The organism is Micromonospora sp. ALFpr18c (assembly GCF_008868155.1).
GTDB lineage: Bacteria > Actinomycetota > Actinomycetes > Mycobacteriales > Micromonosporaceae > Micromonospora.
Map to the genome: position 1 here is coordinate 81,959 of NZ_WBKR01000003.1, position 14,744 is coordinate 96,702.

General features: G+C 70.2%; 12 protein-coding genes. 1 reads left to right on the top strand and 11 read right to left on the bottom strand.

Going from position 1 to position 14,744, the window contains the following annotated elements; all coding sequences use genetic code 11:
* Positions 1-2 precede the first annotated feature (2 nt).
* The 5 genes from F8271_RS01670 to F8271_RS01690 all read right to left on the bottom strand — a co-directional run bounded on the left by F8271_RS01670 (position 3) and on the right by F8271_RS01690 (position 7,762).
* The gene (locus F8271_RS01670; RefSeq protein ID WP_151487801.1) at positions 3-1,613 is read right to left on the bottom strand and encodes a CpsD/CapB family tyrosine-protein kinase; all 1,611 of its coding nucleotides are present in this window, start codon (positions 1,611-1,613) and stop codon (positions 3-5) included.
* 148 nt (positions 1,614-1,761) lie between these two features.
* A complete protein-coding gene (locus tag F8271_RS01675; protein ID WP_225854099.1) occupies positions 1,762-3,690 on the bottom strand; it encodes a hypothetical protein in 1,929 nt (642 codons plus the stop codon).
* Positions 3,691-3,931: 241 nt separating this feature from the next.
* Positions 3,932-4,762 carry a phosphatase PAP2 family protein gene (locus tag F8271_RS01680; protein ID WP_151487802.1) on the bottom strand — a complete coding sequence of 277 codons (831 nt, stop codon included), beginning with the start codon at positions 4,760-4,762 and terminating at the stop codon, positions 3,932-3,934.
* 373 nt (positions 4,763-5,135) lie between these two features.
* On the bottom strand, positions 5,136-6,836 hold the full coding sequence (locus F8271_RS01685) for a glycosyl hydrolase (protein ID WP_151487803.1): 1,701 nt from the start codon (positions 6,834-6,836) through the stop codon (positions 5,136-5,138).
* A gap of 101 nt (positions 6,837-6,937) precedes the next feature.
* Positions 6,938-7,762 carry a shikimate dehydrogenase gene (locus tag F8271_RS01690; protein ID WP_151487820.1) on the bottom strand — a complete coding sequence of 275 codons (825 nt, stop codon included), beginning with the start codon at positions 7,760-7,762 and terminating at the stop codon, positions 6,938-6,940.
* 135 nt (positions 7,763-7,897) lie between these two features.
* Between F8271_RS01690 and F8271_RS01695 the strand changes: the two genes are divergently transcribed.
* Positions 7,898-8,455, top strand: a complete 558-nt coding sequence (locus tag F8271_RS01695) for a peptidoglycan-binding protein (RefSeq protein ID WP_151487804.1) — start codon at positions 7,898-7,900, stop codon at positions 8,453-8,455.
* A gap of 88 nt (positions 8,456-8,543) precedes the next feature.
* Here F8271_RS01695 and mltG read toward each other — a convergent pair whose 3' ends face one another.
* The 6 genes from mltG to F8271_RS01725 form a co-directional block, all read right to left on the bottom strand.
* On the bottom strand, positions 8,544-9,755 hold the full coding sequence (mltG, locus tag F8271_RS01700) for an endolytic transglycosylase MltG (protein ID WP_151487805.1): 1,212 nt from the start codon (positions 9,753-9,755) through the stop codon (positions 8,544-8,546).
* Complete coding sequence (gene ruvX / locus F8271_RS01705; RefSeq protein WP_151487806.1) at positions 9,752-10,213, bottom strand: Holliday junction resolvase RuvX; 462 nt, start codon at positions 10,211-10,213, stop codon at positions 9,752-9,754. The genes mltG and ruvX overlap by 4 nt, the downstream gene beginning before the upstream one ends.
* Positions 10,214-10,285: 72 nt before the next feature.
* Positions 10,286-12,964, bottom strand: a complete 2,679-nt coding sequence (gene alaS, locus F8271_RS01710; protein WP_151487807.1) for an alanine--tRNA ligase — start codon at positions 12,962-12,964, stop codon at positions 10,286-10,288.
* The gene (locus F8271_RS01715; RefSeq protein ID WP_151487808.1) at positions 12,961-13,266 is read right to left on the bottom strand and encodes a hypothetical protein; all 306 of its coding nucleotides are present in this window, start codon (positions 13,264-13,266) and stop codon (positions 12,961-12,963) included. The genes alaS and F8271_RS01715 overlap by 4 nt, the downstream gene beginning before the upstream one ends.
* Positions 13,267-13,296: 30 nt before the next feature.
* On the bottom strand, positions 13,297-13,761 hold the full coding sequence (locus tag F8271_RS01720; protein ID WP_192580099.1) for a DUF948 domain-containing protein: 465 nt from the start codon (positions 13,759-13,761) through the stop codon (positions 13,297-13,299).
* A 151-nt stretch (positions 13,762-13,912) separates the two neighbouring features.
* Positions 13,913-14,590: a hypothetical protein gene (locus F8271_RS01725; protein WP_151487822.1), complete on the bottom strand. Its 678-nt coding sequence runs from the start codon at positions 14,588-14,590 to the stop codon at positions 13,913-13,915.
* Positions 14,591-14,744: the final 154 nt, after the last annotated feature.

Consider the following 14,744-nt stretch of genomic DNA (forward strand, 5'->3'; position numbering starts at 1 on the left):
CGTCACCGCCGTCCGCTGCGGGTCAGCACGAAACCCAGCGGAGTGACGCCCGCCGCGCGCAGCCGCTCGGCGAGCCGGCGCAGATCGCCCTGGCGGGTCCGGTCCTGTTCGACGACCACCACGGCGGTGCCCTGGCGAGCCGCCGCGACACCACGCTCGTCGGCCTCGGAGGGCGGCGCGTTGAAGAGCACGATTCCGCTGTCGGCGCGTTGCCGCCACGTGCCGAACCGCACTCCACCGGCACCCACGGGCACCTCCTCGGTGCCGTCGTGGGCCGTGCCCGTGGCGCTCGTGGTCGAGTTGAGGTTCGTTCGGGGCAGGGTCAGAGTGGCGTCCGGGTCGGTCGACGGATGCCGGCCGGCCGGGTACGGAGACGGGCGACGGGCAGGGATCTGGTCGGTGAGCTCGGCGCCGATGAACGGATCGGCGGCCCGGGGCTTCGGGACGAGCGGACGGACCGGGTTGACCATCGCCGGCAGCCTCTCCCGATCAGCCAGGACGGTGGCGCGCAGGTTGTGGAGCCGACCGCTGTCGTCGGCCACGTAGACGTCCCGGCCGGTCGCGGCGAGTGCGACCGCCAGACCGGCGGTGACGGCGCTCTGGTTCTCGCGGGTGGTCAGCAACGCCACCCGGGCCGGCTCCTGGAGTCGCTCGGCGATCGCCATCGCCACGTACCGGATGTCGGCGTCCACCGCCCTGCCGCGGGTCCGGAACAGCCGGCCGCGCAGGGTGCCGAGGAGCGGCAGCCCGGTGACGTCCCGTCCGTCGTGGACCGACCGGACCCGCCGGTCGGCGGACTCCCAGGCGTACGCCAGCACGACGCCGAGCAGCGCGCCGCCCAGCAGCCCGGCCACCACGTAGAGCAGCGCGTGCCGGTCGGAGGCGACCAGGACGCGTTCGGCGTTCTGCGTGATCCACCCCGGGTTGACGTCGACCGCCGCGATCTCGGTGCGGGAGGACTTCAGCTGGGTCAGCTGGTTGTTGGTGCCGGCGAGTTCGGCGATGGCGGCGTCCAGCGGGCCGTTGCGGACGCCGGCGATCCGCCGCTGCAACGCCTCGCGCTGCTTGTCCACCTCGGCAATGCTCTCGTCGTAGCGCTTCAGCATCTCCGCGCGCTGCTTCTCGTACATCGCGCGGCGCACGTCGAGGTAGGTCTGCGCGGCGAGGTTCACGTTGCGGACCGCCTCGTCGGCCGAGCGTCCGGTGTAGGAGAAGCGGAGGATCTGCCCGCCGGTGGGGACCTCCACCTCAAGGGCGTCCCGCACATCGCGCTGGTCTTCACCCTCGGCCGTGAGCCGCTGCACGACCTCGGTGCCGGTGGCGATGCCGCTCTCCACGTTCATGTTCACCGCGCGGTCGGCGGCGGCACCGCTGGGGGTGAACGCGTCGGTGACGACCGGGCGCACCGCCACCACCGCGTTCGCGGTGACCTCGCCCGGCATGAGCAGGACGTACCCGAGTGCGGCGAGCAGACCCAGAGCGGCGACCGTCCCCACCAGCCTGGTCCGGTGCAGCGGGACACGGAGCAGGTCCGTGAGGGTGACTGTCCGGGCCGGTGGCCCCCCGGCACCGGACGGGTCGCTGGACCAGGAACCGGGAGGTACATCAGCCATCAAAGATCCACCGTCTGTTGTGCTGTGCCCCTGGCGGAACACACCTGTGGCAGGCGCCGGGCATCTCCTGTGACGCCTCGGGCCGGCGACGTGGTCCGCCGCCGGCCCGACCCGATCTAGCGATTCTCCGTGACGAACCCGTCACTCGTCACTGCACGGAGAAGAAAATCCGCGGCGTGGACCAGGTCAACGCCTCGCTCGCCGGCGCGATCACCGTGCTGGCCGCACCATCGACGGCCAGGTCGGCCGTCGGGTCGAACGGCACGGCGCGCAACGTGCCGTCGGTCCCGCCGTACACGATCCGGCCGTCCACCCAGGCCATCCCCCGCACCGCCGACCAGGTGACGGTCGCCGTCGGAAGGGTGAACTCGGTGGCGCCCAGATAGTTACCGTCGATCTCGAAATAGCGGTAGTAGAGCGCGTTGGCGCCGCTGCGGGTGTAGTAGAGCCGGCCGTTGAGGTAGAACGCGCCCGTCATGCCCGCGGCGTTGAACCAGTCGTTGAACCCCGACGACTCCCATGGGACGCCGATGGCACCGCCGTTGAACATCGACACGTCGAGGCGGCTGCCGGTGGGCGTGCCGGCCACCGTGTGCGCCCAGTAGATGCGGTCGCTCACCCGCCAGGTCGCCCCGGCGCCGGTGTAGTTGGGCTGGCTGACCGTGGTCGGGACACCGACGCTCGTGCCCGTGAACGCCACCTTGGCCACCTCACCCTCGCCCGTGCCGAGGTACAGGTTGCCGGTACTCGCGGTCGGTGGGTTCTTCGGGGCGAAGGTGCGACCACCGGCGAGCGGGAACATGCCGAGGCGTCCGTGGTACTCACTGCGCATGCCGTCGGAGTTGTGCCCGAAGTAGAGCCCGTCGCTGCCCCGCCAGAGCACCGGCACCTGCGAGCCCCAGTTGCTGGTGCCCGCTGGCATGGACGCACTGCCGCGGCGACCGGGGTTCCAGGCGACCGGGAGGCCCGTCGCCGGGGTGACGGCGGCGATGCCGAGCCGGTCGATCGCCCCGGCGCCGGCCGCGTCGCTGGCGTTCGGGTTGTTCAACCAGCGGAAGTGCCCACCCAGGTAGATGACGTTGTCGGCCACCTCCACCGAGGTGATGGTGTCGTTGCCGGTGTAGTCGACCCAGGTGCCGAGTTGGCCGCTGCCCCGGTGCGCGGTCTCGAACCGGATCAGCACGTCGCAGTACGCGGCCGGCCAACCGGCGCCGCCGTTGGTGCCGACGACGAACCAGCTGCCGTCCGCGCTGAACTTCAGGTCCTGCACGTAGTGGACGAAGGTCGTCGGCGCCGCGCACGGCGGGGCGAACTTCTCGGTGCTCCAGTCCAGCACCGTCGGCGTGCCCGAGAGGTCGATCATCGCCATCTGGTTGCGGGACAGGCCGTTGACCAGGGTGAAGTTACCCCCGGCGACCATGGTCTGCCCGTCCGGGGTGACATCGATGGTCCAACCGTACGAGCCGGTGCCGTGCCGCCCGACGGTGGCGTTGATGGTGAAGGTCGGGTCGATCGCGCCGGTGGTCGCGTTGAGCCGGCCCAGCCCCGAGTGCGCGGTGCCGTTCAACCAGTTGAAGGCGCCGGCCACGTAGAGCCAGTTGCCGCGCAGCACCATGTCCCGGACCATGCCGCCGTCGGAGCGGCCCACCCAACCGCCGACGGTCGCCCCGGTCGTGGGGTCCAGCGCCACGAGGTCCAACCGGGCGACGCCGTTGACGTTCTTGAACCCGCCGCCGACGATCAGCGTGCCGTTCGGGCCGGCGATCAGGGAGTTGACCGGGCCGTCGAGCACCGGCAGGAACGTCGTCGAGATCGTTCCGCTGACCCGGTCGTACGCGAACAGGTAGCTCTGGGTGATCCACGGGGCGCTGGCGTTCTGCCTGATCTGGGTGAAGCTGCCCCCGACGTACACCTGCGAGCCGACCTGCGCGAAGGCACGGCTCTCGCCGTCGCGGCCGTGCGGGGTGTTGTCGGCGGGATTGGTCGACACCAGGGTCGCCGTCTCGGGCACCGGCACCACGGCGGCCGAGGTGACGGATGGAACGTTCAACACCGCGGCGACGGTCACCAGACCGATTGCGGCCGCACGGAACCGGAATCCGGCAGATCGCCAAGAGAGCGAAACTTTGGGCACGCTACGCCTCCAAATTGGACGACAACCCCGGTAGCGTGCCTCGTCTGTCGCGATCCGCGATATCCGCCGATTGGGCCGTCGCCGGGGCCACCTGACGACGCCGAGCATTCCCGTGCGCATTTCCGTGTCGGATGTCGGACTCGCCGGTGGCACACCGAAGTCCCGCAGCATTCGCGCAGACGGTTCAGGTGGCGACACCGGCTTCAACGGGGACCGCGGGTTCGGACCGGGCGGGTGGACGCACCCGGCCCTCGGCCACAAGCACCGCGAGCGCCATCACACCGAACAACAGGGTGGCGAAAATCCAGCCACCGATCACGTCCGTGAGCCAGTGCTTTTCCGCATAGATCCGGGTGTAACCCTCCACCGAGATCAACAGGGCCACCACGGTAGCGAGCGCAATTCGACCGCGTCGCGGGATGTTCCAGGTCAGCCCCGCCAACACCGCGATGGTGCCGAAGGTGAGCATGACCCGGGCGCATCCACCCGAGGGATAGGTGCCGACGTCGGTGGGCGGGTGACCCCGGTCCACGGTCAGCGCCAGAATCTGTTGGGTGTACTGCTCGACGACGAACTGCAACGGCATCGCGACCAACGGGATCCACCACCGACGGCGTCGCCAGGCGATGGCGAACGCGACCGCCGCGACCACGGTGACCCACTTCAACGGGTACCGGTCCCCCAGTGCGGTGACGAACGAGTTGACATCGGCCCACACGTCGACACGGCGGGCGTGGACGTAGTCGAAGACCGGGTGATCGACGGACGGCTCCAGGCGCGACAGCGCCTCGCCGAGCGGCCAGCAGACCGCCACCACCGCCGCGCACCCGGCGAGCAGCACGACAAGAGCGGCACCGTAGCGGCCGACCGCGTCGGTGAGCCCGGCCACCGCGACGCGCAGCCGCTCAGCCGCTCCGCTCACCCGTACGGCCGGCGCCCATCGAGTGGCGACCACGGGGACCAGGATCGCCGGCACCAGTACCGACATCGCCCCCAGCGCGTAGATCAGGACCACCGTCGGGCACCGCCGCTCGCTCGACTGACGGCTGGCCCTGCCACGTCCATGGCGTACCGCCACGTGGTGTCCGCCGAGATCATTCGGTCCCCCTCACCGGGTCGCCGCGGCGGCCCCGCAAGGAGCCCAGCGGACAGTTTCCTGGACAGGATCAACCACGCCGGCTCCGCACGTGGCAATCGATGCAGGACACGCTAAGGGAATCCGGGCAACCTGCGATAGTCGTCGTCGCGCCTGTCGCAGGCTGCCCACCACGGGAGTGTCGTCATGACGACATTCGCCACCGCCGGGCCAATGGCCGAGCGCCGCTATTGCCCGTACGTCGCATTCACGACATCGGCGCAGGCCGTCGTCCGCACACCGGCACGGTTTCTCAACGGCTCACGCCGGTGGGTTGCCGCAGATGCGGATCCCGGCCGGCCTGCGCGAAGCCGGCCACCGCCGACGCGTCGTGGTTCATCGTCATGTCACAGGTCGCACTGCGACTGGTCATGCCCGGCGAATTGAAATAGATGGCGGCCTTGATCTTCGGATGCGCCTTCAGCGCCGCCGGGAACTCCTGGAACCAGCGCTGCTTGGCACCCGGGTCGGCGGCGTTGAAGTTGGTGCCGAACTCGGCGAGCATCCTCGGCTTGCCGGCGCCGATACCGCTCGCGTCCAACCAGCGGTAGAAGTCACCCACGGTCGTGCTCGGACTCTTCCACACCGTGCTGCCGTTACAGACGTGGAAGTTGTACGGGTCGTAGGCCACCCAGTCGACGTAGCGGTCACCGGGGTAGAGGCCCGGGTAGCGGGCGTGGTGGCCGGACCAGCCCATCATCGTCCAGACCCAGACCGCGTTGGTCGCGCCGGCCTTGGCGAACCGCTCGTACACGTACCGCCAGGCCCGGACGAAGTCGGCGTCGCTGCCCTTGGCCGGCTCGTCCTCCGGCTCGTGGTCGAAGCCCATGAACACCGGAACCCCGGCGGCGCGGATCCGGCCGGCGACCGCGTCGATCGTGGCGTCCTGCCGGCCGCTGTAGACGTCGGCCCACGTCAGGGTCGTACCGGCGGAGAAGTTGCGGGACTCCCAGGCGAAGAACATCAACCGGCCCTCGCGCATCTGCTGCGACTCGTACGCGTCGGGGAAGGCCCCGTTGTTGCCGGCGTTGGAGAAGTCGTGGTAGCGGTGCACGATGTCGAACTTCCGCCCGACCTGCGCCTCCACGTCGGTGATCGCCGTGCCGTAGTCCCAGCCGCCGCCCGCCCCGGCGGGCGAGTACATGCCCCACCAGGCACCGCAGGAGGGCACCAGCTTGTCCGACACCGAGCCGCACTTGCCGGGCGGGATGGTGGAGGTCCCCGTCGGGCTCGCCGTACGGGTCGGCGTGAGCGTCGGTGACGGCTTCGGAGCGGCGGTGGTCGGCGGCGCGCTCGGCGACGGCGTCGGCCGGGTGCTCGGCGTCGACGGCGGCCGGGCGGCGATGTCGTAGCTGATCACCAGGCTGGGCCGCAGGTCCGGGTTGCGGTTCTCCGCCGACGCCCAGTAGATCCGGGTGTCCAGACCGGCTTGGGCCAGCGACACCGTCCACGTGCCGTTGCCGGTGACCAGGGTGGACACGTCCCACTCGTTGACGCCCTTGGACACACCGGTCACCGTGTCCAGCGCGGCGCCGGCCGGCACCGGAGCCGGGCGCGTCTCGCGGGCACTCAGCGGCGAGGCGTGCGCCGACACCGTCGCGGCGAACTGCTGCCACGTGTGCACCCGCAGCGTCGCCCGGACGTTCACCGCCGCGGCCGGCACCGTGGTCACCGTGAACTCGATGACCGCCTCGCGGCCGCCACGCGGGTTGCCGTCGCAGCGCGTCGGGCAGGTCGCCAGGGTCGCCTTGGCGGCGTTGTCACCGTCCTGCGACACCACCGTGGCGGTGGTGTCCGCCACCGCCCGGATCGACAGGTCGTCGCTGGCCAACAGGGGCATCATCGTGGCGACGATGCCGGCCACCACCGAGCCGCCGACCACGCCGATGGCGATCGCCTTGCGCCGGGGTCCGGAGCGGAACCGGGTGATGCGGTGCAGTCCGTGCCTGGTCAAGGAAACTCCCTGTGTCTGCTGCCGTAACGCTGAGCAGCGTATCCACGACCAGGGCATGTCGTACGGACGACAGTTTCCCGTAAGCGCGTCTTAACTGTCAGCTAAGAAAGCCGCTGGTCCAGGGCGGCTCGCATGGCCTCGACGGGGGCGCGCACGCCGGTGAACTGCTCGAACTGACCGACCGCCTGGGCCAACAACAGGTCCAGTCCGGACACCACCCGCAGGCCCGCGGCGAGAGCGGACTCGGCCAGCGGCGTCGGCCACGGATCGTAGAGCGCGTCGAAGAACACCGCCCCCGTCCGCCAGGTCGCCGTGCCGGCCAGCGGATCGGCGACCCCCTTCGGCACGGTGGAGACGACCACGTCCGCAGCGGCGAGGCACCGGTGCGCGTCGGCCCAGTCGGCCGAGGTCAGCGCCACACCCACCGTGGCCGCCACCGGCCGCAGCTCGTCGACCGCCTCCGGCCGACGGGCCACCACCGTCACCGAGGAGCAGGCCAGCTGCGCGGCGGCGGCCAGCGCGGCGCGTGCCGTGCCGCCCGCGCCGAGCACCGTCAGGGCGGCACCGGACACCACCCCGGCCTCGGTGAGCACGTGCACCATGCCGGCGACGTCGGTGTTGTCCGCATACCAGGAGCCGTCCGGACGACGTACCAACGTGTTGGCCGCGCCGACGGCGGCGGCGACCGGCGACGCGGCGTCGGCGACCGCGAGCGCCGCCTCCTTGCCCGGCATGGTCACCGACAGGCCTGCCCACTCCGGGCCCAGGCCGGCGACGAGATCCGGTAGCTCCGCCGCCGCGCACTCGATCCGGGTGTACGACCAGCCGGTCAACCCGGCGGCGGCGTAGCCGGCGGTGTGGATCACCGGGGAGAGCGAGTGCGCGATGGGCTTGCCCAACACCGCGGCCCTACGGGTCGACACGATCACCGCCGGGCGCGTCCGAGTGCTCCGCCCTGGTCCGCATCATGTGTCCCACCCTCCCGCACGTGTCGGGTCGACCCTACCCAGCACGCCCGCCACCGCACCACCGAAACCGGGGCTGCGGCGATCGTCGATCGCTTGACGGCCATCGACGTGAGTGAAAGCATTCCTGCGACGGTACGGCCGATCGAAAAAGGGGAAACCTTGAACAAACGCATTCTCCGCGCCCTCATCGCGATTGCCGCAGCCTTCAGTATTTCGCTGATGGTCGCCGCGCCCGCACGAGCGGACAGCGCGGCCGGCAGCTGGTCCGACAACCACCAGCTGTGCACGTCCAGTTCCTGCGTGCGGGGCGGCAACATCGTGCGGCTCTGGCAGTCCATCATCTGGGCGGACGACCTGAGCGGCACCGTCGGCACCAGCTTCATCGACGGGGAGTTCGGCTCCAACACCGCCGCGAAGACCAGGACCTGGCAGGACGTGATGAACATCGGCATCGACGGTTCGGTCGGGCCGCAGACCTGGGGCAAGGCGTACGGTGCGGTCAACCGCAACACCGGCTACGACACGAGCACCCAGACCGGGTACTTCTACTACGGCTACAACCGCACGTTCGCGTTGCGCAGACAGAACAGCAACGGGGTCTGGACTTTCCTGAATCCCCGCACCGGCACATGGACCGGCACAAGCCACTGACAATGACACCGTAAATGGTGTTTCGGGGCTGCCGAAAAGGGCTCCCTTCCCGGCCGGGAAGGGAGCCCTTTTGGTGGCCCGCGATGCGTCAGATAATGCCGGCCTCCCGGGCCTTGGCCTCGTTACGCTGGTGCTGTTCGTAATTATCGGCGAACGCGGAGTGGCCCTGCTTGTCGATCGCCACGAAATAGAGCCACTTGCCCACCGGTGGGTTCATCGCCCCTTCCAGGGCCGGCTTACCGGGGTTGTTGATCGGGGTGGGCACCAGACCCTTGAGCTTTCGGTTGTACGGGTTCTTCGGGTCGTCCAACTCGGACGCCGTCATCTGCTTCGACGACTTGGTCGGCTTGCCGATCGACTCCAGGTAGTAGTTGACCGTGACGTCCATCTCCAGGCAGTTGCAGTTGAACTCGCCGTACACCCGGTTGTAGGCCACCCGGGCGACCTTGCCCAGGTCGTCCTTGTTGCCGGCCTCGGCCTGGGCCAGCGAGGCCACGATCAACGCCTCGTACGGGCTGACGCCGCCCCGTTCCTTCTGCACCCGGTCGGCGAACTTCATCTCACCGGTCACCGAGAGGAAGTTGTCCACCATCAGCTTGAGGATGCTCTCCGCGGTGGCCTTCGGCGGGATCTCGTACGTGTCCGGGTAGAGGAACCCCTCGACGGACTTGGCGACCTTCTTGCCGTCCTCGCGGGTGAACCACCAGTCCGGCACGCCGAGCGCCTCGGGGTCCTTCGCCGCGGTCTCGAACTCCTTGACCGGGATCTTGGTCTTGTCGGAGAGCAGCTTGTAGACGTTCTTGCTGGTGCGCCCCTCGGGGATGGTCAGCCCGTTGACGATCTTGTTCTTCAGGTCGAGCATCGCGGTGACGGCGCTCGCGCCGCTCATCTGCCTGCGCAGCTTGTAGGTGCCCGGCTGGATGTTCTTGCTGCGCGAGTTGGCCTCGGCGGCCTCGATGAACGCCTTCCGGCTCTTCACCACATCGGCGGCGACCAGCGCGTCGGCCATGTCGGCCAGCAGCGCGCCGTTCTTGATCTCGACGGTGATCTCGCCGGAGCCGGCACCGTCGTAGTCAGGCGTGACGAAGTAGTTCTGGATCCGGTCGAAGCCGTAGAAGGCCCCGCCGCCGATGCCGCCCAGCAGGAACAGGGCCAGCAGCAACGCCAGGAAGGTCTTACCCCGGCCGCCGCCGGACCCGCCCTTGCCGTTGCGCTTGCGCTTGCGGACGAATCCTCGCCGGTGCCTGCCCTTCTCACCTCGCTCCGGCTCGTCGAACCCCAGGTCCAGATCGTCGATCATTGCGTCCGCCTCCGCTGCGCGTCCAGCCAGCTCTGCAGGATCTCCACCGCGGCCGCCTGGTCGACAACCGCACGTTGACGTTTACCTCGGACGCCACGCTCGGCAAGCCTACGAGAAGCGACCACGGTCGACATCCTCTCGTCAGTGAGCGTTACCGGGACGGGCGCTATCACATCGACCAGTCGGTCAGCGTACGCCTTCACATGGACAGCCGCCGGACCGTGCTTGCCCGCGAGATTGACCGGAAGACCGACGACAACCTCGACCGCCTCATGCTCGGCCACCAGAGCGGCCACCTCGGCGACGTCACTCGGCACCGCGTCCGGTGCCGCCGAGAGATCGCGGGCAAGCGTGACCAGCGGGGTAGCCAGGATCCCGTCCGGATCCGAACGGGAGACACCCACCCGCACCTGACCGACATCCACGCCGATGCGCACACCCCGCGTCAGTTCAGCCACCGACGGTCACCACCAAGGCCCGACGAGCCAGGGCGGACCAAACGGCCCGCCCTGGCTGACAGTGATCATCCATCACGCCTCGGTGATCGCCTTCTCTACGGTGAGCAGCAACCTGGGCGCCTCGGCCGCGGGCAGACCGCCACCCTGGGCAAGGTCGGGACTGCCACCGCCACGCCCGGAGAACGCCGCCTTCACCAGGTCCGAGGCGGCCAGGCCCCGACCCCGGGCAGCCTGGTTGACCGCCACCACCAGCGACGCCTTGCCGTTCGCCCGCGCCGCCACCGCGACCACCGCCGGCCGCGCCGGATCGATCTTGCCGCGGATCTCCTGGGCGAGGGTCCGCACATCGTTGCCGGCCGCGCCCTCCGGCGCCTCGGTGCCCACGTACGCCACCCCGCCAACGTCCTTGGCCTGCGCCGCGAGCGCCGACGCCCCACCCAGCACCAACTGGGCGCGCAGCTTCTCCAGTTCCTTCTCCGCGTCGCGCAGCTGGGTGACCGTCTGCTCCACCCGGTCGGCGACCTGCTCGCTGGGCACCCGGTACAGCTCGGCCAACCGGGACACCAGCAGGTGCTCACGGGCCAGGAAGCTGAAGGCGTCCATGCCGACCAGCGCCTCGACCCGCCGCACACCGGAGCCGATCGACGACTCCGAGAGGATCTTCACGAGGCCGAGCTGGGCCGAGCGGGCCACGTGCGTACCACCGCACAGCTCCCGCGCGTAGTCACCCACCTCGACGACCCGCACCTCGTCGCCGTACTTCTCGCCGAACAGCGCCATCGCCCCGATCCGCCGCGCCTCCTCCAGCGAGGTGATGAAGGCGTGCACCTCCAGGTCAGCCAGGAGCACCTCGTTGACCTGCTGCTCCACGTCGCGCAGGACGCTCGGCGACACCCCGGTCGGGGTGTTGAAGTCGAACCGCAGCCGGCCGGGCGCATTCAGCGAACCCGCCTGGGTGGCCGACTCACCGAGGAAGTTGCGCATGGTCTGGTGCACCAGGTGGGTGGCCGTGTGCGACCGCGAGATCGCCCGCCGGCGAGTGGTGTCGATCTCCGCGTAGCCGGCCTCGCCCGCGCGCACCTCGCCGCGGATCACCCGGGCCCGGTGCACGATCAGGCCGGGCACCGGCTGCTGCACGTCGAGCACCTCGACCTGACCGCCACCAACGGTGATCATGCCCTGGTCGGGCTGCTGCCCACCGCCCTCGGCGTAGAACGGGGTCGTGTCGAGCACCAGCTCGATCGTCTCGCCCTCGGTCGCCGCCTGGCGGGGGCCATCCGCGCCGAGCAGCGCCCGCACCGTCGACTCGCGCGCCACCTCGCCGTACCCGGTGAACGTCACCGGACCACCCGAGTCGAGCACCGACCGGTACGCCGACACGTCGGTGTGCCCGGTCTTACGCGCCTGCGCGTCCGCCTTCGCCCGGGTCCGCTGGTCGGCCATCAGCCGGCGGAAGCCCTCGTCGTCGACCTTGAGCCCCTGCTCCGCGGCGATCTCCAGGGTCAGGTCGATCGGGAAGCCGTACGTGTCGTGCAACTGGAACGCCTTCGCGCCGGACAGCGCCGTGCCACCCGCGGTGCGGGTCTCGGCGATCGCCGTGTCCAGGATCGTGGTGCCGGCACGCAGGGTGGACAGGAACGCCTCCTCCTCCGCGTACGCGTACTGCGAGATGCGGTCGAAGTCGGTCGCCAGCTCCGGGTACGACGGCGCCATGCAGTCCCGGGCCACCGGCAGCAGCTCGGGCAGCGCCCGATCCTGCCAGCCGAGCAGCCGGACCGACCGGATCGCCCGGCGCATGATCCGGCGCAGCACGTAGCCGCGACCCTCGTTGCTCGGGGTCACACCGTCGCCGATCAGCATCAGCGCGGTCCGCACGTGGTCCGCGATCACGCGCAGCCGCACGTCGTCCGGGTGCGACTCGCTGGCCACGTGGCCGGAGTGCGCGCCGTAGCGCTTGCCGGTCAGCTCGGCCGCGCGGTCCAGGATCGGCCGGACCTCGTCGATCTCGTAGAGGTTGTCGACGCCCTGCAGGATCGAGGCCATCCGCTCCAGGCCCATGCCGGTGTCGATGTTCTTCGCCGGCAGGTCACCCAGGATCGGGTAGTCGTCCTTGGTCGTGCCCGGGCCCCGCTCGAACTGCATGAAGACGAGGTTCCAGAACTCCATGTAGCGGTCCTCGTCGACCGCCGGGCCGCCCTCGCGGCCGTACTCCGGGCCCCGGTCGTAGAACAGCTCGGAGCACGGGCCGCACGGCCCGGGGATGCCCATCGACCAGAAGTTGTCGGCCTTGCCCCGACGGACGATGCGGTCCGCCGGCACGCCGACCGACCGCCAGATCTCGTACGCCTCGTCGTCGTCGAGGTAGACCGTCGGCCAGATGCGCTCCGGGTCCAGACCGAACCCGCCGTCGGCCTGCGACTTGGTGACCAGGTCCCACGCGAGGGGGATCGCGCCGTCCTTGAAGTAGTCACCGAAGGAGAAGTTGCCGTTCATCTGGAAGAACGTGCCATGCCGGCTGGTCTTGCCGACCTCGTCGATGTCCGGCGTGCGGATGCACTTCTGCACGCTGACCGCCCGCCGGTACGCCGGGGCCTGCTGACCCAGGAAATAGGGGACGAACTGCACCATACCGGCGTTGACGAACAGCAGGTTCGGGTCGCTGATGGCGGGCAGCGGAGCGGACGGCACCACGGTGTGCCCATTCGCCTCGAAGTGGGCGAGGTACCGCCGCTTGATCTCCGCCGTCTTCATCGCTGGTGTTCCTCCGGAAAGATGTCTCGATCGTCGATCCGCGGGGACTCCCGCAGCTCGGCGAACTGGTCGTCGAACGCCTCGCCCTGCGCGAACGCCTGGTGGATCTCCTGCTCGCGCTCGGCCATCCCGATGCGAACGTCCTCCACGAAGCTACGCAGCGACTCGACCAGCCCGCTAGCGGATTCCGACAACGTGCTGGCGACGCCGGCCGGGGTGTACGCCTGCGCGGTCCGGGTGGCCTTGCGGACCACCACCACGCCGACGGCCAGCCCGATGCCCAGCCAGAACAACCGCCTCATGTCTCGTTACCTTCCTGGTGCGCCGGCCGGTCAGCGGTTGCCGCGCCGGGCGGCCCGCCGCTGCTGCTTGATCGTGTCGCGCACCTCGCGCTCGGTCTCGGCGTGCCGGCGACCCGCGGCGGCCTTCCGCACGCCGTAGCCGAACGCGGCCACCTTCACCAGCGGGTTCGCGGCGGCGGCGGAGACCACGGTGGCCAGGTTCGCGACGTTCGCGGTGACGTTCTGCGCGTGGCTGGTCATCGTGTCGACCTTCGCCAGCTGGAGGTTCACACCGTCGAGCGAGGTCTGCACCTGCTCCAGCGCGACGTTGACGTTCTTCACCGTGGTGTTCACGTCGCCGAGCAGCGGCGCGGTCCGATCGTTGAGGTCGTTGATCATCCGCGTGGTGGCGTCCACCGTGTGCCGCAGCCGCAGGATGGGCAGCGTCAGGATGAGCACCAACACCGCGAACGCGCTCGCCGCGATCAGCGCCGCGATCGCCAAAATGTCGCCCACGCCTGTCCTCCTCAAGCAGAGTTCCCGCAGGACCCGACGTCCCCGGAACGCACAACGGTGCTACCCACAACAGACACGCCGGCCGTCGCCGGCCAGCGGCAGCGGGCGTGCCCGCCAGCCCCAGACCCTACCGTCCGTGATGGAAACCGGCTCAGGACGGTGAGGGTGTCAGGTCGCCCAGCGGGTCACCACTGACTGTCGGGAACGGATCCTCTCCGGTCAGTGACGGATCGGTGGTCGGCTGGGGCCTGGTCCGTTCGTCGTCGATCGCGTTGCGCACCTTCACCGACACCAACGAGCCGGCGCACTCCGCCGCAGCGGCCGACGCTTCGGGAGACGGCACGATCGCCGGTTCTCCGTCGACCGGCGGCGGGACGCAGGTCGGCTCGCGCACCCACAGGTCGAGGGTCAGCTCGTCACGGCGCCAGCACGTGTAACTGCCCTTCGTCTCCTGCTCCGGGCAGCGGGCCACCTTCCACGGCTGCCAACCGTCCTGGCGCAGCGCGTCCTCGTACACCTTCGTGGTCTCCGCCGGCGACTTCTCCGAGGTGACGGTGCGCTCGCGAAGCCGGCAGTCGAGCAGGCACCAGCGGCTGCCGCTGACGTCGTCGTCGGTCTTCGCGGCAGCCCAGGCCGGCACGTTGAGCTGGTCCAGGTTGTCGAAGACCGGGTCGCGGCTCAGCGTGCGAATGCCGAAGAAGAGCGGTACCGCACCGAGCAGCACGATGCTGACCAGCGCCAGCGCCACCGCCCGCAACCGCCGTCGCTCGCGCGACTGCCGACGCTGCTCGGACCGGGCACCGGTGGCGGGGCCGTCGTCGTCGCGGATGTCCTCGGCGGCCTGCCGCAGTGCGGGTCCGGCGGCCGGCTCGGGTCCCGGGCGGTCCACCGGCCCGGTCGGGGCGGGCACCGCGGCGGCGGCCCGGGCCACGCCGACCGGCTCTCCGGGGCGGCCGGGCGGTGGGACGGGCGCGACTCCGGCC

Excerpts from the sequence above, each read along its gene's own strand:
- F8271_RS01670 (WP_151487801.1), bottom strand. The coding sequence starts at position 1,613 with ATGGCTGATGTACCTCCCGGTTCCTGGTCCAGCGACCCGTCCGGTGCC.
- mltG (WP_151487805.1), bottom strand. The coding sequence starts at position 9,755 with ATGATCGACGATCTGGACCTGGGGTTCGACGAGCCGGAGCGAGGTGAG.
- alaS (WP_151487807.1), bottom strand. The coding sequence starts at position 12,964 with ATGAAGACGGCGGAGATCAAGCGGCGGTACCTCGCCCACTTCGAGGCG.
- F8271_RS01715 (WP_151487808.1), bottom strand. The coding sequence starts at position 13,266 with ATGAGGCGGTTGTTCTGGCTGGGCATCGGGCTGGCCGTCGGCGTGGTG.